Raw genomic sequence first — 18,161 nt, 5'->3', positions numbered from 1 at the left:
ACGATGAGCCAGGCGCTGCTGTTCGGCTGCGATTTTTCCTGCGCACCCACGGCGCGCAAGCCGATCGTCGTGGCGAGCGGCCGCATCAGCAGCAATGCGGGCGAGCTGGTGCTGGCGCGGGCCTGCGGCGCTTCACGGCGCTCGATGCCTGGGCCGCGTGGCTGCGCAGCGAACCCGCATGGATCGGCGGCTTCGATTTTCCGTTCGGGCTTCCGCGCGAGCTGGTGAAGCATCTGCGCTGGCCTATGGAATGGAACGCGCTCATGAGCCACTATGCGGGCCTTGGCCGCGCCGAGATCCGGGCCACCTTCGCGGCCTTCTGCGCCGCCCGCCCGGCCGGCGGCAAGTTCGCGCACCGGGCAACCGACGGGCCGGCGGGTTCGAGCACGTCGATGAAATGGGTCAATCCGCCGGTGGCTTTCATGCTCCATGCGGGCGTGCCGCCGCTGCTGGAGGCGGGCGCGAGCCTGCCGGGGCTGCACGCCGGCAGCAACGGCCGCCGCGTGGCGCTCGAGGCCTATCCGGGGCTGCTCGCGCGCGAACTGATCGGCCGCCGCAGCTACAAGAGCGACGAATCCGCAAAGCAGACGCCCGAGCGGCTGGCCGCGCGCACCGACCTGCTCGCGGCGCTCGAAGCCGGCACCACGCGGCTCGGGCTGCGGCTGGCGCTCAGCGGCGCCCAGCGCGCCGAGCTGCTCGGCGACGCCCGCGGCGACCACATCGATGCGGTACTTTGCCTCGTACAGGCTGCCTGGGGCGCGCAGCGCGCTTCCACGCCCGGTCCGGGCTACGGCTTGCCGGAGCGGTTCGATCCGCTCGAAGGCTGGATCATCACGGCTTGACCCTTCCGTCCTACAGGGTTTCGCGCCGCCGGCCATCCCTGCCGGTTCGCTCCGAAAGCTAGAGTGAGCCGTGGCCCGTCCCTTCGGGCCACGCCTTTCCCTGCTCCCTGCGAGCGACTGGAGGATTCCCAATGAACAATATTCGCCGAACAACCATCGCCATGCCGTTTTCGCGCGCATGGCTCGCCGTGCTGCTGGCCGGCGCCGCGCTGACCCTCGCCGCCTGCGACAACGCGGGCAACCGCACCGCGGGCGAGAAGCTCGACAGCGCCATCGCAAAGACCGAGAAGGCGGCCGACACGGCCGCCGCCAAGACCGCGGAGGCCCTGAAGGAAGCGAAGGCGAAGATCGACGCCTCCGGCACCGCCGCCGAGGTGAAGGACGCCGCAAAGAACGCCGGCGCGGCCGTGAGTGCCACGGTGGACGATGCCGCGATCACCGCGTCGGTGTCCGCGGGCCTCGCCAAGGATCCGGACCTGAGCGCGATCAAGATCGACGTCGACACCAAGGGCGGCGTCGTGAGCCTGAAGGGCCCCGCGCCCACGGCCGCCGCCAAGGCGCGCGCCGAGGAGATCGCCAAGGGCGTGCAGGGCGTGACCTCGGTGAACAACCAGCTCGAGGTCAGAAGCTGACCGTTTCCCTTGCCCAGCAAAAAGCCCGGTTCGTCCGGGCTTTTTAATGGGAGAGAGGGCTGTTGCGGCCTCAGGAATCGCGCTCAGTGGCCGAGCCAGTCCTTGAGCTCGTCCGCGTGCTCTTCCTCGTCGGAAAGAATGTCTTCCAGCATGCGGCGGGTGGTCGGGTCCTTGTCGCCGATCAGCGCGATCATCTGCCGGTACGTTTCCACCGCGATGCGCTCGGCCACGAGATTGGCGCGCACCATGGCCTGCAGGTCGGTGGATTCGTCGTAGCTCGCGTGGCTGCGGTCGAGCAGGTGCGTCGGCGCGAAGTCCGGCTCCCCGCCCAGTTGGACGATGCGTTCCGCGATGCGGTCGGCATGGGCCGATTCCTGGTTGGCGTGCACCATGAATTCCTCGGCGATCTTGGGCGACGAGACGCCATTGGCGGTGAAATAGTGGCGCTTGTAGCGCAGCACGCAAACCAGTTCGGTGGCCAGCGCGTCGTTCAGAAGCTTGAGCACATCGTCGCGCCAGGGGCCGTAGCTCGGCGTGACCGCGCCTTCGTCGAGGCTCTTGGCGGCGGCGCCGATGGCCTGCTCGTCGAGCACGAGGCGCTGGTGTTGTGCCGCGCCCGTGGCGGTGGAAGCATTGGCATTCATGGAGAATCCTTTCGTGGGCTGGTGTTTTTCTGCATCAACGTGTTGACGACGTCAGCCACGTCCGATGTCTTGAGCACAGCCGCCAGCACCGCCGTGAAGGAGAGCAGGCGCCACGGCTTGGTCAGCACGATCACCGCCCCGGTGGCGGCCGCCAGCGCCATGAGCTTGGCGGGCTCCTTGCGGGCATAGTGTTCGAGCAAAGGGCGGGCGAGCTGGCCCACCGCATGGGCCGGATGGCGGCGCCACCAACGCTCGGTCATGCTGCGGGCCATCGAAACCCATTGGCTGCGGCCGCGCGCCGGCGAGGCTCGCCGGTGGTCCGCCGCTTCGCCGGCGGCATGCATTCCTTCCGGACGTTCCTGCGCGGTGCGGCGTTGGCCGCGGCCGCCGTCGTCCGCCGGCTCGTCCTCACCATTCAACTGCCTGACGAGCGCACGGCGCGAGATGGCCAGCCGCTCCTGCGGCGTCAGGAAGCTGCGCTCAGTGCCGTCCATGGTGAACTCCTGCTTCGTGCAGCGCCCGGAGGTCGGCGTCGACCTGGGCGCGCAGGTCGTCGAATCCATAGCCGGGGAAGGGCCGGACCGCCATCCAGGCGCAAATGGCGGCGATCACCAGCGCGACGCCGGGCACCGCCACCAGCACCCAGTGGAAGCTGCCGTGGAGCACGCCCATCAGCACGGCCACGCCGATGAGCCCGAGGGCCAGCAGGGCGCTGCCGACCGCCAGCACGCCGGCCACGATGCGGGCAACGATCCCGCGCCCCGCTTCCGAGGCCTCCTGTCTTACCAGTGCCGCGTAGTTGGCGGCGTGGTCGGCGATGAGTTCCGGATGCCCGAGCACCGTGGAAAAAATCGGATGAAGCATGGTGCGCGGAACGGGTGGAACTGCCTGCGTGCCTTCAGCGGATCAGATCAATAGTCGTCCCGGCGGTTGCGGCTGGCCAGCACGATGAGGGCGGTGATCGCGGCGCCGGCGGCGGCCGCAATCAGCACCGAGCGCACGGGCTGGTCGGAGATGTAGCGTCCGGTGACGTCGGCCGCCTGTTCCAGCCGGCGCTGTGCGCGCGCGCTGGTGGTGGAGGCGGCGTCGAGGCCGCGCTGCACGGCCTGCTGCACGCGTGCGGCCAGTTGTTCGACCGCGGGTTCCGCGTCGCGGCGCAATTCGCGGACCTTCTCGCCGGCCGCATTCACCGCGTTCTGTGCATAGGCCCGGGTCGTTTCCACCGCATCGTTGGCGGTCTGGCGGGCATCGTCGGCAAGTTGCGAGGGAGTCTTGGTCGTGTTCATGAATCTTTCCTTTCCGGGGAGATGAATTGCGGGAGCCTGTGGATCGTACCTACGCTACTTGCGTCGTAGCAAGCCGGCCAGGAAACTGGCGATGGCAAGCACGGCGAAGATCACGAAAAGGATCTTGGCGATCCCTACCGCGCTGGCCGCAATGCCACCGAAGCCGAACACGGCGGCGATCAGTGCGATGACCAGAAACACCACTGCGTAATACAACATGTGGACTCCTTCGAGGCTTCGCTCGTTGTTTGGAAATTGCGCGTCCAAGAGGAAATGAACGGCACGTGGCCAACCTTAAGTGGACCCCCCTGCGAGGGGCTGTCAGCGGCTGGGCGCGGGGAGCGTAGGAGATGGCCGAGTTCCTTGCGCGCCGATCCGTGCAGAAATACCGCAGGGGTGCCGGCAAGCGCTCAGAGCGTCTTCGCAATCGGCAGCATGGCGCTCACGCGGGTGCCGCGGCCCGGCGTCGACGAGATCGTGAGCCTGCCCCTGGCCGCCTCGACCCGGTGGCGCATGCCGGCCAGGCCGTGCGTCGACGGACGGATGCGCTGGGGGTCGAAGCCCTTGCCGTTGTCGGCCACTTCCACGACCGCGTGGTTCTCGTAGTTCTTCAGCACGATCGTCGCTTCGCTGGCCTCGGCGTACTTGCCGATGTTGGTCAGGCTCTCCTGCACCATGCGGTAGATCGTGAGCTGGCGCGATTCGTCCATGGCCACCGGTTCGAGCACCATCTGGACCTGGATGCCCGAGCGTTCGGCGAACTCGCGCCCGAGGATCTCGAGCGACGCGACCAGCCCGAGGTTCGACAGCGACGACGGCCGCAGGTCCTCGATGATGCGGCGCTTGAGCGCGATGCCGCTGTTGAGCAGCTCGGTCAGGTGCTGCAGCCGCTGGGTGGCGTCGGGCGCCTCCAGCAGCCGCGACTTGAGGCGTGCGACGTCCAGCTTGGCGGCGGTCAGCAGCGAGCCGAGCTCGTCGTGCAGCTCCCGCGCGAGATAGCCGCGCTCGGTTTCGCGCACGTCCTGCAGGTGCGTGGCCAGTTCGGCCAGCGATGCGGTGCGTTCGCGCACTTCGTCTTCGAGCGCATTGCGCTCGCGCTGCAGTGTTTCCTGCTGGCGCTCTCCGATGGAGCGCAGCGCGTGCGCCTGCCGCAGGTACAGGAAGAAGGCAAGGAACGCGGCAAGCGCGACGATGGCGGTGCCGATGCGCGCAAGCCGCAGCGACTTCATCACCTGGATCTGGCTCTGGTGCAGGGTCTGGTTGCTGATCTCCGCCAATTCGCCGGCGGCCTTGCGAATGGAATCCATTTCCTCGCGCCCCACGTCCGTCGTGATGACGAATTTCCAGGCCTCGTCCTTGCCGTCCTGCCGCAGCCGCACGCTCATGTCCATTTCAGCGATCTTGCGCAGCACATGCTTCGAAAGCTCCGCCAGCCGCGTACGCTCGGCCGGGCGTTCGGCGTACAGTTGGCGTAGCGCCGCAAGGTGGCCGTCGACCTGCTTGACTGCCGTGTCGTAGGGTTGCCGGTAGCTGGCTTCGCCGGTGAGGAGGTAGCCTCGCTGGCCGGTTTCGGCATCGAGCATGTTCTGCAGGATCTGGTTGAGCGTACCGCGCACCTTCAGCGCCGCGTCGATGTCTGCCAGGGCGCGGCTCGACTGGCGGTAGCCGGCCTCGTTGATCCCAACGAGGGCCAGCGCGGCCAGCGCCGCGAGCAGCAGGCTCACGGCCATTTTTGGAGGGGCTAGCCAATGCATGAAACTTTCGAAGGTGCTTTCAACACAAGTTCGTGAATAATTGACAACAAGCAGGGGACCGGCATGCTGCGGCTTGCGCAGGCGCGGCACAACGAAGAAAGTAACAGATGATCAAAATTGGAATTGTGGACGACCACGCCATCGTCAGATCTGGCCTCAGGCAGTTCTTCTCCGAACACGTCGATTTGCGCGTGGCCGGCGAAGCCGCCAGCGGGCGCGAGGCCATCGAGCTCGTGCGCACCACCGAACTCGACGTGCTGGTGATGGACCTTTCCATGCCGGGGCAGAGCGGCATCGACGCGCTCGCCATGATCCGCGCCAAGGCGCCGGACGTGGGCATCCTCATCCTGAGCGGCTATCCCGAAGAGCACTACGCGATGAATCTCATCCGCCAGGGTGCGAGCGGCTACCTCAACAAGGAATGCGATCCGATGGAGATCGTCAACGCCATTCGCACCATCTCGCTCGGCCGCCGCTACATCACGCCGGCCGTGGCGGAGCTGCTGGCACGCCAGCTCGACCGCAAGGACGATGCCGCGCCGCACGAGCAACTGTCGGAGCGCGAGTTCCAGGTGTTCCTGAAGCTCGCCAAGGGCGAGACCGCGGGCGACATCGCCAAGACGCTGTCGCTGTCGGTGAAGACCGTGAGCACCTACCGCACGCGCCTCATGGAGAAGATGAACCTGTCCTCCAACAGCGACCTCACGTACTACGCACTGAAGAACAAGCTGATCGATTGATGGAAGTAGCCGGCGGCCGCCGGCTACTTCTTCAACCGGTGCCGCCCGTGCCGCTCGTGGGGCGGTGAGCCACCGCCTCCAGGATGCAGAAGTCGACCAGCGCATCGATCTCGTTCGACTTGTCGAACACCGCATCCACGCCGAATTCGGCGCATCGCCGCCGGATGTCGGGCGTTGCATAGTTGCTGAGCACCACCACCTTCTGGTTCGCCCGGCGCGAGGTGCAGGCCTGCAGCACGCCCAGGCCGCTGCCCTGCTTGAGGAAAAGGTCGACCACCGCCAGGTCCCACTCCTCGCTGTGGTCGTGCAGCCATTGCCTCGCATGGGCCTCGGTTTCGGCAAAGCCGACCACCGTCGTGCAGGTGAGTTCTTCCAGGGTGCCAATGAGGTTTTCACGGATCGTGAGGTTGTCTTCGACGATGTAGGTCTGCAATCTTGTCTCCATGCCGAACCGCGCTTCCTCTGACGTTGGCAGGTGTCTTCGACGCCCCGCTGGCGAATGCCTGCACACCGAAATTTGTGGCGCCGCCGACGAGCATCATGCAAGTTTCGGAGGAAGGGTGTTGTAGGCGCGTTCTGACGAAAGGACCGGCGAGGCCCCCTCCGTAGGCAATGCCTCACGGTTTCTGCGGTCCATTGCCGACCCGCGGGGCGCCGCGGCCGATATATCCACTCGGCATGGCAACGAACGTCCTTCGCGACCGGCCGCTCTGGCTCAAGCTGCTTGCGGCTTTCGTGCTGCTGCTTGCCGCACTGGCGGTGCTGCTGGCGTTCTTTCCGTGGGACACCTTGCGCGGACCGGTCAACCGCTATGTCAGCGAGAAGACCGGGCGCAAGTTCGAGATCACGCGCCGGCTCGACGTGGGCATCGGCCTGCGCGGCGCCACCGTCAAGGCCGACGGCATCGAGTTTGCCAATCCGCCCTGGGCTCGCGAGCCCTACCTGGTGAAGGCCGAGCGCGCCGAGTTCGACATCCGGCTCTGGCCCCTCGTCTCGCGCAAGGTCGTGATCCCGCGCCTGGCGCTGTCCTCGCCCACGCTGGGCCTGCAGATCGAGCCGGACGGGCGCCGCACGTGGGCGCTCGGCAAGGACACCTCCGATGCCGGCACCGTGCCCGTCATCGGCCTGATGCAGGTCGACAGCGGCGCGGTCGACTTCCTGGCCACCCACCTGGGCGTCGACCTGCATGCGGACGTGAGCTACGACACCAGCCGGGGAACGCTCCCGCTCAGCTACCGCATCAAGGGCCGCTACAAGGGCCAGCCGCTGACGGCCGAGGGCCGCACCGGCAACGTGCTGCAGCTCAAGGCGGCCGGCCAGCCACCGTTCCCGCTGGAGGTCGATGCCGCGGCCGGCCAGACGCGGCTGAAGGCCTCGGGCACGGTGACCGACTTTGCCGACCTCGACGGCATCCAGGCCACGTTCGACCTCAAGGGCCAGACCCTTGGCGCGCTGTTCCCGCTGCTGGGCATCGCGCTGCCGGAAACCTCTCCCTATGCGCTGAGCGGCGACCTGCGCAAGCGCGGCAAGCTGTGGGAAGTGGCCGGGCTCAAGGGCCGGCTCGGCCTTTCCGACATTGCCGGCGACATGCGCTTCGACAAGGCCGGCCAGGTGCCGCACCTGGCGGGGGAGCTGCGCTCCAAGGTCATGGACATGGACGACCTGGGCCCGCTCATCGGCCTGCCGCCGACCGAACGCTCGGCCAAGGCGGTCGAGGGCGTCGCGCCGCCGCCCACCATCAAGGCGAAGCGCGCCCCGGGCGCCAAGGTGCTGCCCAGCGCCAAGCTCGACTTCGAGCGCCTGCGCGCCATGAACGCCGAGGTCAAGTACACGGCCGACCGCATCCGCAACGTGCGCGACGTGCCGCTCGACCGCGGCAGCGTGCAGGTCAAGCTGAACAACGGCGTGCTGACGCTCGATCCGCTCGACCTGGGCGTGGGCGGCGGCAAGCTGGCCGGCGCGATCCGCATCGACGGCGCGAAGGATCCGGCCGACATCCGCGCCTCGCTCGACCTGCGCGGCATGCAGCTCGCCCGGGTGTTTCCGAAGCTGGAGACCACGGGCAACAGCGTGGGCCGGCTCGACGGCCGCATCAACCTGTCGGGCGCCGGCAATTCCGTGGCCAACTGGCTCGGAGGCGCTTCCGGCGACGTCGCGGTGATTTCCGGGCGCGGCCAGTTCGGCAACCTGCTGCCGGTCTTCGCAACGCTCGTGGGGGGCGACATCATCAAGTTCCTGCTGCGCGGCGACCGCAACGTCGAGCTGCGCTGCGCGGCCATGGCCTTCGACGTGAACAAGGGGCTGATGACCGGGCGCACCCTCGTGCTGGACACGACCAATGCCGTGTTCTATGCCACCGGCCAGGCCAACCTCGCGACCGAAACGCTCGACTTCGTGGTCCGCCCGGAGCCCAAGAGCAAGAACATCCTCTCGCTGCGCACGCCGCTGGTCATCGGCGGCACTTTCGGTTCGCCAACGGGCGGCGTCAAGGTGGTCCCGCTGGCAGGGCGCGGCCTGGCGGCGCTCGCGCTGGGCACCGTCAACCCGCTGCTGGGGCTGGCCGCGACCATCGAGACCGGACCGGGGCAGGATTCGGACTGCAAGGGCGTGCTGTCGGAAGCGAATCGCCCGACCCCCGGGGCCCCCGCCAAGGGCGCCGCTCGGGCCAAGGGCGCCCGGCAGCCTTGAGAAGGGCGCTTCTTCAGGCCGGGCGCTGCGCGCACACGCTGCAGTGCGGATCGCGCGCGATCTTCAGCGTATCGAAGGCGGTGCGCCGGCCGTCGAACATCAGGAGCTTGCCTGCCAGCGAGGGCCCGATGCCCGCGAGCAGCTTCAGCGCTTCGCTGGCCTGCAGCGTGCCGATGGTGCCCACCACCGGGCCGAACACGCCAAGCACCGCGCAGCGCGTTTCCTCGAAGGCCGCGTCGGGCGGAAAGATGCAGGCATAGCAGGGCGAGGCCGCATCGCGCGTGTCGTACACGCTCAGCTGGCCGTCGAAGCGGATCGCGGCGCCCGCCACCAGCGGCTTGCCATGCGCCACGCAGGCGCGATTGACGGCGTGCCGCGTGGCAAAGTTGTCGCAGCAGTCGACCACCACGTCCGCGGCCGCGACCAGGCGCGAAAGCAGCGCCTCGTCGGCGCGCAGGGCGTGCGTCTCGATGGCAATGTCGGGGTTGATGGCGCGCATGGCCTCGGCGGCCGATTCGACCTTGAGCCGGCCCACGCGGTCGTTGGTATGGGCGACCTGGCGCTGCAGGTTGGTGAGATCGACCTCGTCGTCGTCCACAAGGGCAATGTGCCCGACGCCGGCGGCCGCGAGATACAGCGCAACCGGGGAGCCCAGGCCGCCCGCGCCGATCACCAGCGCGTGGCCGGCACCGACGCGCGCCTGGCCGTCGATGCCGAACTCCTCGAGAAGAATGTGCCGCGAATAGCGCAGCAGGTCGTGATCGTCCATGCGCGCCCCGGGCCGCCTTGGTGGCAGCGCGGCTTCAGTTTTCCTTCTTTTCTTCCTTGTTCTCGACGATGACCTGTGTCTTGCTCACGAGCACCGGCTGGCCCTTGAGGCGGTTGAGCGCCTGCACCAGCGGGAAGTCCTTGTCGGTGCCGAACTCGGGCACCTTGCGGTCCTGCGGCGGCTTCTTAGCTTCTTCCTCGAGGCGCTTGCGGGCTTCGTCGCGGGCCTTTTCGCGTTCCGGGTCCTTCGTTTCGGGGCCCTGGCCGCTGGCCAGGTGCTTTTCGAGGTCGGCCTCGCGCATGCGCAGGGCGGCAAACGGGCTGCCCTCGGCGCTTTCGTCGATCAGCACGTTGGGCACGATGCCCTTGGCCTGGATCGAGGTACCGCTCGGCGTGTAGTAGCGCGCCGTGGTGATCTTGAGGCCCGTGTCCGGTCCGAGCGGGCGCACCGTCTGCACCGAGCCCTTGCCGAAGGTCTGGCTGCCCATGATGGTGGCGCGCTTGTGGTCCTGCAGCGCGCCGGCCACGATCTCGCTCGCGGAGGCCGAGCCTTCGTTCACCAGCACCACCAGCGGCACGGTCTTGAGCGCCGCGGGCAGGTTGCGCAGCGGATCGCTGCCGGTGCGGCGCTGGTAGAACTCGGGCGCCGCCTTGTAGACGGACTTGCTCTCGGCCAGCTGGCCGTCGGTCGACACCACCGTGACGTTCTCGGGCAGGAAGGCGGCCGAGATGGCGACGGCCGCGTCGAGCAGGCCGCCCGGGTCGTTGCGCAGGTCGAGCACCAGGCCCTTGAGGTTGGGCTCTTCCTTGTAGATGTCCTCGACCTTCTTCACGAAGTCGTCGACCGTGCGTTCCTGGAACTGCGACAGCCGGATCCAGCCGTAGCCCGGCTCCATGACCTTGCCGCGCACCGACTGGGTACGGATTTCTTCGCGCGTGATCGTGACCGGGAAGGTGCGGCTCTCGTCCTTGCGGAAGATGGTCAGCAGCACCTTGGTGTTGGCCTCGCCGCGCATGCGCTTGACGGCCTCGTTGAGCGACAGGCCGCGCACGGCCGTGTCGTCGATCTTGGTGATCAGGTCGTTGGGCTTGAGGCCCGCGCGGAAGGCCGGCGAGCCCTCGATCGGCGACACCACCTTGATGAGCCCGTCTTCCTGGGAAATCTCGATGCCCACGCCGACGAAGCGGCCGGTGGTGCCTTCCCTGAATTCCTTGAAGGACTTCTTGTCGAAGTACTGGGAATGCGGGTCGAGCCCGGCCACCATCCCCGAGATGGCGTCGGAAATGAGCTTTTTCTCGTCGACCGGCTCGACATAGTCGCTCTTGACCATGCCGAACACCGCGGCGAGCTGCTGCAATTCCTCGAGCGGGAGCGGCGCGAGCGAGCCGCGTGCAACCGTCTGCAACGAGACGGTGGTCAAGACGCCGGCAACGGCGCCGGCGGCAACCCAGCCGGTAATCTTCAGTTTCTGACCCATCATGAGTGATTGTCCTTGTCGGCTGTCAAACCAATATACACAGCTTGGAAGCAAATTGCCTGCCGGGGTTCCACGGGGGAGCGCCGCCGAGGGGCTTTCTTTTTTCAGCCCTTGCCCTGCGAGGCCACCGCTGCGGCGGCCTTTTCGGCGGCCGCGGCGTCGCCGAGGTAGTAGTGCCGCAGCGGCTTGAGCTCGTCGTCGAGCTCGTAGACCAGCGGAATGCCGTTCGGGATGTTCAGGCCGACGATGGCGTCGTCGGAGATGCCGTCGAGGTACTTGACCAGCGCGCGGATCGAGTTGCCGTGCGCCGCCACCACCAGGCGGCGCCCGGTGCGGATGGCCGGCGCCATCGATTCGTTCCAGAACGGCAGCACGCGTGCCACCGTGTCCTTCAGGCATTCGGTCAGCGGGACCTGCTCGGGCGAAAGCTTGGCGTAGCGCACGTCGGAGCGCTCGCTGCGCGGGTCGTCGGCTTCCAGCGGCGGCGGCGGGGTGCCGTAGCTGCGGCGCCAGACCAGCACCTGCTCGTCGCCATACTTCTTGGCGGTTTCGGCCTTGTTGAGGCCCTGCAGGGCGCCGTAGTGGCGCTCGTTCAGGCGCCACGAATGCACCACGGGCAGCCAGGTGCGGTCGAGTTCGTCCAGCGTGTGCCAGAGCGTGCGGGTGGCGCGCTTGAGCACGCTGGTGTAGGCGACGTCGAAGTCGTAGCCCTCGGCCTTGAGCAGCCGGCCGGCCTGCTTGGCCTGCTCGATGCCGGTTTCGGTCAGGTCGACATCGGTCCAGCCGGTGAAGCGGTTTTCGAGATTCCAGGTCGATTCGCCGTGGCGGATCAGTACCAGTTTGTGCATGTGGGAAGCCTTTGGCAGCGCTTGGGAAAACCAGCATTCTAAAATCCCGGGTTTGCCATCCAAGGAACCCCCGTGAAATTGATCGAATTCGTCACCGCGAACTGGATGCTGATCCTGATCGCACTCAGCTCGGGTGGCATGCTGGCCTGGCCGCTCGTGCGCGGCGCCGGCGGCGGCACGCTCACGGCCCAGGGCGCGGTGCACCTCATCAACCGCGAACGCGCGGTGCTGGTCGACGTACGCGAACCCGAAGAGTTCGCCACCGGCCACATGATCGGCGCCAAGAACGTGCCCCTGAACCAGCTCGAGGAAAAACTGACCGGCGCGGTCAAGAACAAGGGCGTGCCGCTGCTGCTGGTGTGCGCCACCGGCGCCCGCGCCCAGCGCGCCGTGGCCATGGCCAAGAAACTGGGCTACGAGCAGGCCCAAGCGGTTTCCGGCGGCCTCAAGGCCTGGAAAGAGGCTAACCTGCCCGTTGAAAAAGCCTGAGGCTTCCCCAAGGTAAAGCGTATGCAAGCCGTCAAGATGTACACCACCGCCTTCTGCCCGTACTGCGTTCGCGCCAAGCAGATCCTCAAGTCCAAGGGTGTCGAGGAGATCGAAGAAATTCGCATCGACAGCGATCCCGCGGCCCGCAGCACCATGATGGAGATCACCCAGCGCCGCACGGTGCCGCAGATCTTCATCGGCGACACCCACGTGGGCGGCTGCGACGACCTGGTGGCGCTGGACGGCCGCGGCGGCCTGGTGCCCCTGCTCCAAGGCGCCTGACACACAAAGCAGCCGGGCGTCGCGAAAGTGGTCCGGCCGCGGGGCGATAATCGCCTGCTCATTCATCTGCAGCCCGCTGCGGGAAGCTCTCCCCGGCGGGCATTGTTTTGATCCTCGAAAGTTCAGCCATGGCCGACCAGCAAGCCCAAGATCCCGTTTTCCAGATCCAGCGCGTCTACCTCAAGGACCTGTCGCTCGAACAGCCCAATTCGCCCGCCATCCTGCTCGAGCAGGAGCAGCCCACAGTCGACATCCAGCTCGGCGTGGACGCCCAGCCGGTGGCCGAAGGCATCTTCGAGATCACCGTGTCGGCCACCGTGCAGACCAAGATCCAGGACAAGACCGTGTTCCTGGTCGAAGCCAAGCAGGCCGGCATCTTCGAGATCCGCAACCTGCCCGAAGACCAGATGGGCCCGATCCTGGGCATCGCCTGCCCGCAGATCGTCTATCCCTACCTGCGCGGCAACGTGGCCGATGTGATCCAGCGCGGCGGCTTCCCGCCCGTGCACCTGGCGGAAATCAACTTCCAGGCGATGTACGAGCAGCAGCAGGCGCAGGCCGCCGGCCAGCCCTCGCCGATCGTCACGCAGTAAAGCCGGCACAGCGCCGCAACGCCGATGAAGATCTGCGTTCATGGCGCCGGTGCCTGGGGCACGGCGCTGGCTGTCAATGCGGCGGGCCGCCACGAGGTCACGCTCTGGGCGCGCGATGCGGCCCAGGCCGAGGCCATTGCCAAGGCGCGCGAAAACGTCCGCTACCTGCCCGGCCTGGCGCTGCCGCCCGCACTCACGGTGCGCGCCGGCGACCTGCACCAGGCCCGGGCGGGCGCCGAACTGGTCGTGGTGGCCACGCCCATGGCCGCGCTGCGCCAGCAGCTCATCGCTTTGCGCGGCACGACCGCGCCGGTCGCGTGGCTGTGCAAGGGCGTCGAACCCGCGCTCGATGCTTCGTCTCCCACCTCCTACGGCCTGCTGGCCCACGAAATCTGGGGGCAGGTCGCGCCTGAACTGATGGCCGGCGTGCTCAGCGGCCCGAGCTTTGCGCAGGAAGTCGCCGAGGGCCGCCCGACGGCGCTGGTGGCCGCAAGCCCCCATGCCGCGGTGCGCGACGCGCTGGTCGAGGCCTTCCACGGCCCGGCCCTGCGCGTCTATGCCAATGACGACATCGTGGGCGTGGAGGTCGGCGGTGCCGTCAAGAACGTGCTGGCCATTGCCACTGGCCTCTGCGACGGCCTGGCGCTGGGGCTCAATGCGCGCGCGGCGCTCATCACGCGGGGCCTGGCCGAAATGACGCGCTTCGGGCTGGCGCTCGGCGCGCGCGCCGAAACCTTCATGGGCCTTTCCGGCCTGGGCGACCTGGTGCTCACGGCCACCGGCGACCTTTCTCGCAACCGCAAGGTGGGCCTGCTGCTGGCCCAGGGCCACACGCTGGCGCAGGCCGTCGCTTCGCTGGGGCATGTCGCCGAAGGCGTCTATTGCGCACGCACCGTGGTGCAGCGTGCGCGCGGCCTGGGCGTGGAAATGCCCATCTCCGAAGGCGTGGTCGCGCTGCTCGACGGCCGGCTGAGCCCGCAGGAGGCGGTGGCCTCGCTGACCGGCCGCGATCCGGTGCCCGAGTCGGTGCGGCCCTAGAGGCGTCCGGGCCGTGTGCCATGACCATGAACTACACACAAGACTGAAGAGACAAGACAGCCATGAGCCCTCGCTTTGATTTTTCGGCGCCGGCCGTGGCCGCGCTGGCCCAGGCCGACGCCGCCCGCGCCCTGCAGGAAGACGTGGCGGACGGCGACCTGACCGCCTCGCTGGTCGACCCCGGCCGCCGCGCCCATGCCCGCGTGCTGGCGCGCGAGGCGGCCGTGCTCTGCGGCGCGCCCTGGGTCGAAGCCACCGTGCGGCAGCTCGATCCGCAGGCCCGCATCCGCTGGCTGTGCGGCGAGGGCGAGCGCTGCGCGGCCGACCAGACCGTGCTGGAGATCGAGGGCACGGCGCGCGCACTGCTCACGGCCGAGCGCACCGCGCTCAACTTTCTTCAGCTGCTGAGCGCGGTCGCCACCAAGACGGCGCTTTATGCCGACGCCGTGTGCGGCACGCGCGCGAGCATCGTCGACACCCGCAAGACGCTGCCGGGCCTGCGCCTTGCTCAGAAGTACGCGGTGCGCACGGGCGGCGGCGTGAACCACCGCATCGGCCTTTACGACGCGGTGCTCATCAAGGAAAACCACATTGCCGCGGCCGGCGGCGTGGCCGCGGCGCTGCGTGCGGTGGCGCCGGCGGCGCAGCGCGCGGCCTTCGTCGAGGTCGAGGTCGAAACCCTGGCGCAGCTGCGCGAGGCGCTGGAGGCGGGCGCGCGCATGGTGCTGCTCGACAACATGGACCTGCCGACGCTGCGCGAGGCCGTCCACATCAACGCCGAAGCCGGCGAGGACCGCAAGGCCGTGCTCGAAATCTCGGGCGGCGTGACGCTCGAGGGCCTGCGCACGCTGGCCGACACCGGCGTGGACCGCATCTCCGTCGGTGCGCTCACCAAGGACGTGAAGGCCATCGACTTCTCGATGCGTTTCCAGGAAGGCTGAGCGTGTCCATGGCTGCCCCTTCTTTCGTCATCGACGTCGACTACGAACAACCCGCGGCAGGCGCCGGCGCGGCCTGCGACACGCGCCACGCCTGGGCCCGCGTGCCGCCCGAGCCCTCGCAAGATGAGCGCATCGCACTCAAGGAGCGCATCCGCCGCCTGCTGCGCGAGCGCAACGCGGTGATGGTGTCGCACTTCTACGTGCACCCCGACCTGCAGGACCTGGCCGAGGAAACCGGCGGCATCGTGAGCGATTCGCTCGAGATGGCGCGCTTCGGCCGCGACCATGCGGCGCAGACGCTGGTGGTGTCGGGCGTGCGCTTCATGGGCGAGACCGCCAAGATCCTCTCGCCCGAGAAGCGCGTGCTGATGCCCGATCTGGACGCCAACTGCTCGCTCGACCTGGGCTGCCCGGTCGACGAGTTCAGCGCCTTCTGCGACCGGCACCCCGACCGCACCGTGGTGGTCTATGCCAACACCAGCGCGGCCGTGAAGGCGCGCGCCGACTGGCTCGTCACCTCGAGCTGCGCGCTCGACGTGGTGAGCGCGCTGCACGCCCAGGGCCGCAAGATCCTCTGGGGCCCCGACCGCCACCTGGGCGACTACATCCAGCGCCAGACCGGTGCCGACATGGTCAGCTGGAACGGCGCCTGCATCGTGCACGACGAGTTCAAGTCGCTCGAGCTCGAACTGCTCAAGAAGGCGCATCCGGCCGCGAAGGTGCTGGTGCATCCGGAGTCGCCGGCCGACGTGATCGCGCTGGCCGACGCGGTAGGCTCCACCTCGGCCATCCTGAACGCGGCGCAGCGCATGGACGCGAGCGAATTCATCGTTGCCACCGACAGCGGCATGCTGCACAAGCTGCGCACGCTGAACCCCGGCAAGACCTTCATCGAGGCCCCCACGGCCGGCAACGGCGCCACCTGCAAGAGCTGCGCGCATTGCCCGTGGATGGCGATGAACGGGCTGGTGGAACTGGCGGATGCGCTGGAAACCGGCGCGGGCGAAATCCACGTCGACCCGGCGCTGGGGCTGCGCGCGAGGGTGCCGATCGACCGGATGCTGGCGTTCACGGCGGGGCTGAAGAAGGGGCAGGCGCCGGGGAGCCTGGTGGCGGGCATCGGCGCGGCCTGAGGTTTTGTTCCCTCTCCCTCCGGGAGAGGGTTAGGGTGAGGGCCTGGGCCTCACAACATCGCGCGGCCTTCGCTGCCGCTCACCCTCACCCCAACCCTCTCCCCGAGGGGAGAGGGAGCGAGACTCAGAACTCCAGCGTACAACTGTCCCCCAGCGCCTCGCGCCACACGCGCACGCGCGCGAGCGAGGGCCTGAATTCCGGCAGCGCGTCCGCAATGAACAGGCACAGGTTCTCGAGCGTCGGCGGATGCAGCCCCGCCACGTCGTCGAGCAGGTGGTGGTCGAGCTGCTCGCGCACGTCGCCGAGCCGGCGGCGCAGCACTCCCAGGTCGACGACCATGCCTGTGACGGGATCGCGCTGGCCCGCGAGCCAGACTTCGGCGTGGTAGGTGTGGCCGTGGATACGGCGGCTGCCTTCGGCTTCGATCTCGCGCTTGAGCGTGTGCGCGGCGTCGAAGAAAAAGCGTTGGCTGATGGTGAATCGCATCTGAAGAATGTCCGCGCTCAGCGGATGCCGGTGATCTTGTGGGTCTGCACGCTGAGGCGCCACGCCGGATGGCGCATGCATTCGGCAATGCACAGCTCGGTGTTGGCTATGCGGTCGGGTCCGTCCATCGGCTGCAGGAAGCGGTGCGTGAACTCGCCGGTGCGCGCCATCGTGTCGAGATCGAATTCGGTCTGAGGCCACACCAGCTTGAGCTCCTGCCCGCGCTGCTGCACCCACGGCGCGCCGGCCTTGGGGCTGATGCAGAGCCAGTCGATGCCTTCGGGCGCGGCGACCGTGCCGTTGCTTTCCACCGCAATGCGAAAGCGCCGCGCATGCAGCGCATCGACCAGCGCGGCGTCCACCTGCAGCAGCGGCTCGCCGCCGGTCAGCACCACCAGCCGGTGCTCGGCGTCTTCGGCCGGCCATTGCGCGGCGATGGTGTCGGCCAGCAGCTCGGCATTCTTGAACTTGCCGCCCAGCGTGCCGTCGGTGCCGACGAAATCGGTGTCGCAGAAACGGCAGACGGCTGTGGCGCGGTCTTCCTCGCGGCCGGTCCAGAGGTTGCAGCCCGCGAAGCGGCAGAACACGGCCGGCATGCCGGCCTGTCCGCCTTCGCCCTGCAGGGTGTAGAAGATTTCCTTGACGCTGTAGGTCATGAGGGCATCGCGTCGATTTCGAGGTTGTCGATCAGCCGCGTGCCGCCCAGCCGCGCCGCGGCCAGCGCCACGAGCGGCTCGCCAGCCAGATTGGCGGAACTGGGCGCCTGCAGGTCGGAGCGGCGCCGCAGCACAAGATAGTCCGGTTGCCAGCCGCGCTGCGCCAGCGCCTGCATTGCCCGCGCTTCGATCGCGGCCAAATCGCGCTCGCCGGCTTGCACCGCCTGGGCCATGGCCTTCAGCGCCTTCGAGAGCTGCACGGCCTCCACGCGCTCGGCCTCGCTCAGGTAGCCGTTGCGCGACGACAGCGCAAGCCCGTCGTCGGCGCGGAAGGTCTCGCTGCCCACGATCTCGATCGGCAGCGCGAACTGCCGCACCATGTGGCGGATCATCATGAGCTGCTGGTAGTCCTTCTTGCCGAACACCGCCACGCGCGGCTGCACGCACTGGAAGAGTTTCATCACCACCGTGCACACGCCGACGAAGAAGCCCGGACGGAAATGGCCTTCGAGGATGTCGGCGAGTGCCGGGTCCGGGTGCACCTTGCAGGTCTGCGGCTCGGGGTAGAGCGCCTTCTCGTCGGGCGCAAAGAGGACGTCGCAGCCGGCCGTGCGCAGCTTCTCGCAGTCGCTGTCCCAGGTGCGCGGATAGGTGTCGAAATCCTCGTGCGGCAGGAACTGCAGGCGGTTCACGAAGATGCTCGCCACCGTCACGTCGCCCAGCGGCTTGGCCTGCTTCACGAGGGCCAGGTGGCCGTCATGCAGGTTGCCCATGGTGGGGACGAAGGCGGGGCGCTCGAAGGCGGCCAGGTGGCTGCGCAGCTCGTCGATGGTGTGTGCGATGTACATGTCTCGGTTCCTTC

Annotated in this window: 22 protein-coding genes and 1 pseudogene; 10 read left to right on the top strand and 13 right to left on the bottom strand. The window is 68.1% G+C overall.

Annotation, left to right across the window (positions count from 1 at the left end):
• Positions 1-3: 3 nt before the first annotated feature.
• Positions 4-842 (top strand): annotated as a pseudogene (locus ACAM58_RS20180) (DUF429 domain-containing protein).
• Positions 843-973: 131 nt separating this feature from the next.
• Complete coding sequence (locus ACAM58_RS20175; RefSeq protein WP_018906411.1) at positions 974-1,474, top strand: BON domain-containing protein; 501 nt, start codon at positions 974-976, stop codon at positions 1,472-1,474.
• A gap of 83 nt (positions 1,475-1,557) precedes the next feature.
• Here the strand turns inward: ACAM58_RS20175 and ACAM58_RS20170 are convergent, their stop codons facing one another.
• The 6 genes from ACAM58_RS20170 to ACAM58_RS20145 form a co-directional block, all read right to left on the bottom strand.
• Positions 1,558-2,118 carry a bacterioferritin gene (locus ACAM58_RS20170; protein WP_015866888.1) on the bottom strand — a complete coding sequence of 187 codons (561 nt, stop codon included), beginning with the start codon at positions 2,116-2,118 and terminating at the stop codon, positions 1,558-1,560.
• Positions 2,115-2,612 (bottom strand): hypothetical protein, encoded by a 498-nt coding sequence (locus ACAM58_RS20165; protein ID WP_369663410.1) that lies wholly within the window; start codon positions 2,610-2,612, stop codon positions 2,115-2,117. Before ACAM58_RS20165 ends, ACAM58_RS20170 begins: the two co-directional genes overlap by 4 nt.
• Positions 2,599-2,982: a phage holin family protein gene (locus ACAM58_RS20160; RefSeq protein ID WP_369663409.1), complete on the bottom strand. Its 384-nt coding sequence runs from the start codon at positions 2,980-2,982 to the stop codon at positions 2,599-2,601. The genes ACAM58_RS20165 and ACAM58_RS20160 overlap by 14 nt, the downstream gene beginning before the upstream one ends.
• Positions 2,983-3,029: 47 nt before the next feature.
• Positions 3,030-3,404, bottom strand: a complete 375-nt coding sequence (locus ACAM58_RS20155) for a hypothetical protein (RefSeq protein ID WP_015866885.1) — start codon at positions 3,402-3,404, stop codon at positions 3,030-3,032.
• Positions 3,405-3,458: 54 nt separating this feature from the next.
• Complete coding sequence (locus ACAM58_RS20150; RefSeq protein WP_015866884.1) at positions 3,459-3,623, bottom strand: DUF1328 domain-containing protein; 165 nt, start codon at positions 3,621-3,623, stop codon at positions 3,459-3,461.
• Between the two features lie 191 nt (positions 3,624-3,814).
• A complete protein-coding gene (locus ACAM58_RS20145) occupies positions 3,815-5,134 on the bottom strand; it encodes a CHASE3 domain-containing protein (RefSeq protein ID WP_015866883.1) in 1,320 nt (439 codons plus the stop codon).
• A 131-nt stretch (positions 5,135-5,265) separates the two neighbouring features.
• Here ACAM58_RS20145 and ACAM58_RS20140 point away from each other — a divergent pair, with 131 nt between their 5' ends.
• Entirely contained in the window at positions 5,266-5,898 is a 633-nt protein-coding gene (locus ACAM58_RS20140) for a response regulator transcription factor (RefSeq protein ID WP_015866882.1), read from the top strand.
• A 31-nt stretch (positions 5,899-5,929) separates the two neighbouring features.
• On the opposite strand, the gene ACAM58_RS20135 is transcribed toward ACAM58_RS20140, so the two are convergent.
• Entirely contained in the window at positions 5,930-6,343 is a 414-nt protein-coding gene (locus ACAM58_RS20135) for a response regulator (protein WP_015866881.1), read from the bottom strand.
• A gap of 233 nt (positions 6,344-6,576) precedes the next feature.
• Between ACAM58_RS20135 and ACAM58_RS20130 the strand changes: the two genes are divergently transcribed.
• Positions 6,577-8,586: an AsmA family protein gene (locus tag ACAM58_RS20130; protein WP_018906414.1), complete on the top strand. Its 2,010-nt coding sequence runs from the start codon at positions 6,577-6,579 to the stop codon at positions 8,584-8,586.
• A 13-nt stretch (positions 8,587-8,599) separates the two neighbouring features.
• On the opposite strand, the gene ACAM58_RS20125 is transcribed toward ACAM58_RS20130, so the two are convergent.
• The 3 genes from ACAM58_RS20125 to gpmA all read right to left on the bottom strand — a co-directional run bounded on the left by ACAM58_RS20125 (position 8,600) and on the right by gpmA (position 11,680).
• Positions 8,600-9,355 (bottom strand): molybdopterin-synthase adenylyltransferase MoeB, encoded by a 756-nt coding sequence (locus ACAM58_RS20125; RefSeq protein ID WP_018906415.1) that lies wholly within the window; start codon positions 9,353-9,355, stop codon positions 8,600-8,602.
• Between the two features lie 34 nt (positions 9,356-9,389).
• Complete coding sequence (locus ACAM58_RS20120; protein ID WP_026284207.1) at positions 9,390-10,832, bottom strand: S41 family peptidase; 1,443 nt, start codon at positions 10,830-10,832, stop codon at positions 9,390-9,392.
• 104 nt (positions 10,833-10,936) lie between these two features.
• Positions 10,937-11,680 (bottom strand): 2,3-diphosphoglycerate-dependent phosphoglycerate mutase, encoded by a 744-nt coding sequence (gene gpmA, locus ACAM58_RS20115; RefSeq protein ID WP_015866877.1) that lies wholly within the window; start codon positions 11,678-11,680, stop codon positions 10,937-10,939.
• Positions 11,681-11,761: 81 nt separating this feature from the next.
• Between gpmA and ACAM58_RS20110 the strand changes: the two genes are divergently transcribed.
• From ACAM58_RS20110 to nadA, 6 genes are all read left to right on the top strand, one after another.
• The gene (locus ACAM58_RS20110; protein ID WP_026284208.1) at positions 11,762-12,169 is read left to right on the top strand and encodes a rhodanese-like domain-containing protein; all 408 of its coding nucleotides are present in this window, start codon (positions 11,762-11,764) and stop codon (positions 12,167-12,169) included.
• Between the two features lie 21 nt (positions 12,170-12,190).
• A complete protein-coding gene (grxC, locus tag ACAM58_RS20105) occupies positions 12,191-12,451 on the top strand; it encodes a glutaredoxin 3 (RefSeq protein WP_015866875.1) in 261 nt (86 codons plus the stop codon).
• Positions 12,452-12,579: 128 nt separating this feature from the next.
• On the top strand, positions 12,580-13,044 hold the full coding sequence (secB, locus tag ACAM58_RS20100) for a protein-export chaperone SecB (protein WP_015866874.1): 465 nt from the start codon (positions 12,580-12,582) through the stop codon (positions 13,042-13,044).
• A gap of 24 nt (positions 13,045-13,068) precedes the next feature.
• Positions 13,069-14,082 carry an NAD(P)H-dependent glycerol-3-phosphate dehydrogenase gene (locus tag ACAM58_RS20095; protein WP_369663408.1) on the top strand — a complete coding sequence of 338 codons (1,014 nt, stop codon included), beginning with the start codon at positions 13,069-13,071 and terminating at the stop codon, positions 14,080-14,082.
• A gap of 62 nt (positions 14,083-14,144) precedes the next feature.
• Complete coding sequence (nadC, locus tag ACAM58_RS20090) at positions 14,145-15,023, top strand: carboxylating nicotinate-nucleotide diphosphorylase (protein ID WP_369663407.1); 879 nt, start codon at positions 14,145-14,147, stop codon at positions 15,021-15,023.
• A gap of 8 nt (positions 15,024-15,031) precedes the next feature.
• Complete coding sequence (gene nadA, locus ACAM58_RS20085; RefSeq protein WP_369663406.1) at positions 15,032-16,156, top strand: quinolinate synthase NadA; 1,125 nt, start codon at positions 15,032-15,034, stop codon at positions 16,154-16,156.
• A 124-nt stretch (positions 16,157-16,280) separates the two neighbouring features.
• On the opposite strand, the gene ACAM58_RS20080 is transcribed toward nadA, so the two are convergent.
• The 3 genes from ACAM58_RS20080 to panC are packed head-to-tail and all read right to left on the bottom strand — an operon-like array spanning position 16,281 to position 18,147.
• A complete protein-coding gene (locus tag ACAM58_RS20080) occupies positions 16,281-16,643 on the bottom strand; it encodes a 6-carboxytetrahydropterin synthase (protein ID WP_015866870.1) in 363 nt (120 codons plus the stop codon).
• Positions 16,644-16,660: 17 nt separating this feature from the next.
• The gene (gene queE / locus ACAM58_RS20075) at positions 16,661-17,299 is read right to left on the bottom strand and encodes a 7-carboxy-7-deazaguanine synthase (RefSeq protein ID WP_062365700.1); all 639 of its coding nucleotides are present in this window, start codon (positions 17,297-17,299) and stop codon (positions 16,661-16,663) included.
• Positions 17,296-18,147 (bottom strand): pantoate--beta-alanine ligase, encoded by an 852-nt coding sequence (gene panC, locus ACAM58_RS20070; protein WP_369663405.1) that lies wholly within the window; start codon positions 18,145-18,147, stop codon positions 17,296-17,298. Before panC ends, queE begins: the two co-directional genes overlap by 4 nt.
• Positions 18,148-18,161: the final 14 nt, after the last annotated feature.

Source organism: Variovorax sp. V116, from assembly GCF_041154435.1.
Taxonomy (GTDB): Bacteria; Pseudomonadota; Gammaproteobacteria; order Burkholderiales; family Burkholderiaceae_C; genus Variovorax; species Variovorax paradoxus.
The sequence above is the reverse complement of the archived record's forward strand: the minus strand, read 5'-3'. Positions and strand labels throughout refer to the sequence as shown.

Bases quoted from the DNA above. Each gene is read 5' to 3' on its own strand.
- ACAM58_RS20150 (WP_015866884.1), bottom strand. From the start codon at position 3,623: ATGTTGTATTACGCAGTGGTGTTTCTGGTCATCGCACTGATCGCCGCC.
- ACAM58_RS20145 (WP_015866883.1), bottom strand. From the start codon at position 5,134: ATGGCCGTGAGCCTGCTGCTCGCGGCGCTGGCCGCGCTGGCCCTCGTT.
- ACAM58_RS20120 (WP_026284207.1), bottom strand. From the start codon at position 10,832: ATGGGTCAGAAACTGAAGATTACCGGCTGGGTTGCCGCCGGCGCCGTT.
- ACAM58_RS20125 (WP_018906415.1), bottom strand. From the start codon at position 9,355: ATGGACGATCACGACCTGCTGCGCTATTCGCGGCACATTCTTCTCGAG.
- ACAM58_RS20165 (WP_369663410.1), bottom strand. From the start codon at position 2,612: ATGGACGGCACTGAGCGCAGCTTCCTGACGCCGCAGGAGCGGCTGGCC.
- secB (WP_015866874.1), top strand. From the start codon at position 12,580: ATGGCCGACCAGCAAGCCCAAGATCCCGTTTTCCAGATCCAGCGCGTC.
- gpmA (WP_015866877.1), bottom strand. From the start codon at position 11,680: ATGCACAAACTGGTACTGATCCGCCACGGCGAATCGACCTGGAATCTC.
- nadA (WP_369663406.1), top strand. From the start codon at position 15,032: ATGGCTGCCCCTTCTTTCGTCATCGACGTCGACTACGAACAACCCGCG.
- ACAM58_RS20175 (WP_018906411.1), top strand. From the start codon at position 974: ATGAACAATATTCGCCGAACAACCATCGCCATGCCGTTTTCGCGCGCA.
- queE (WP_062365700.1), bottom strand. From the start codon at position 17,299: ATGACCTACAGCGTCAAGGAAATCTTCTACACCCTGCAGGGCGAAGGC.
- ACAM58_RS20130 (WP_018906414.1), top strand. From the start codon at position 6,577: ATGGCAACGAACGTCCTTCGCGACCGGCCGCTCTGGCTCAAGCTGCTT.
- ACAM58_RS20140 (WP_015866882.1), top strand. From the start codon at position 5,266: ATGATCAAAATTGGAATTGTGGACGACCACGCCATCGTCAGATCTGGC.
- grxC (WP_015866875.1), top strand. From the start codon at position 12,191: ATGCAAGCCGTCAAGATGTACACCACCGCCTTCTGCCCGTACTGCGTT.
- ACAM58_RS20135 (WP_015866881.1), bottom strand. From the start codon at position 6,343: ATGGAGACAAGATTGCAGACCTACATCGTCGAAGACAACCTCACGATC.
- ACAM58_RS20095 (WP_369663408.1), top strand. From the start codon at position 13,069: ATGAAGATCTGCGTTCATGGCGCCGGTGCCTGGGGCACGGCGCTGGCT.
- nadC (WP_369663407.1), top strand. From the start codon at position 14,145: ATGAGCCCTCGCTTTGATTTTTCGGCGCCGGCCGTGGCCGCGCTGGCC.
- ACAM58_RS20155 (WP_015866885.1), bottom strand. From the start codon at position 3,404: ATGAACACGACCAAGACTCCCTCGCAACTTGCCGACGATGCCCGCCAG.
- ACAM58_RS20080 (WP_015866870.1), bottom strand. From the start codon at position 16,643: ATGCGATTCACCATCAGCCAACGCTTTTTCTTCGACGCCGCGCACACG.
- panC (WP_369663405.1), bottom strand. From the start codon at position 18,147: ATGTACATCGCACACACCATCGACGAGCTGCGCAGCCACCTGGCCGCC.
- ACAM58_RS20170 (WP_015866888.1), bottom strand. From the start codon at position 2,118: ATGAATGCCAATGCTTCCACCGCCACGGGCGCGGCACAACACCAGCGC.
- ACAM58_RS20160 (WP_369663409.1), bottom strand. From the start codon at position 2,982: ATGCTTCATCCGATTTTTTCCACGGTGCTCGGGCATCCGGAACTCATC.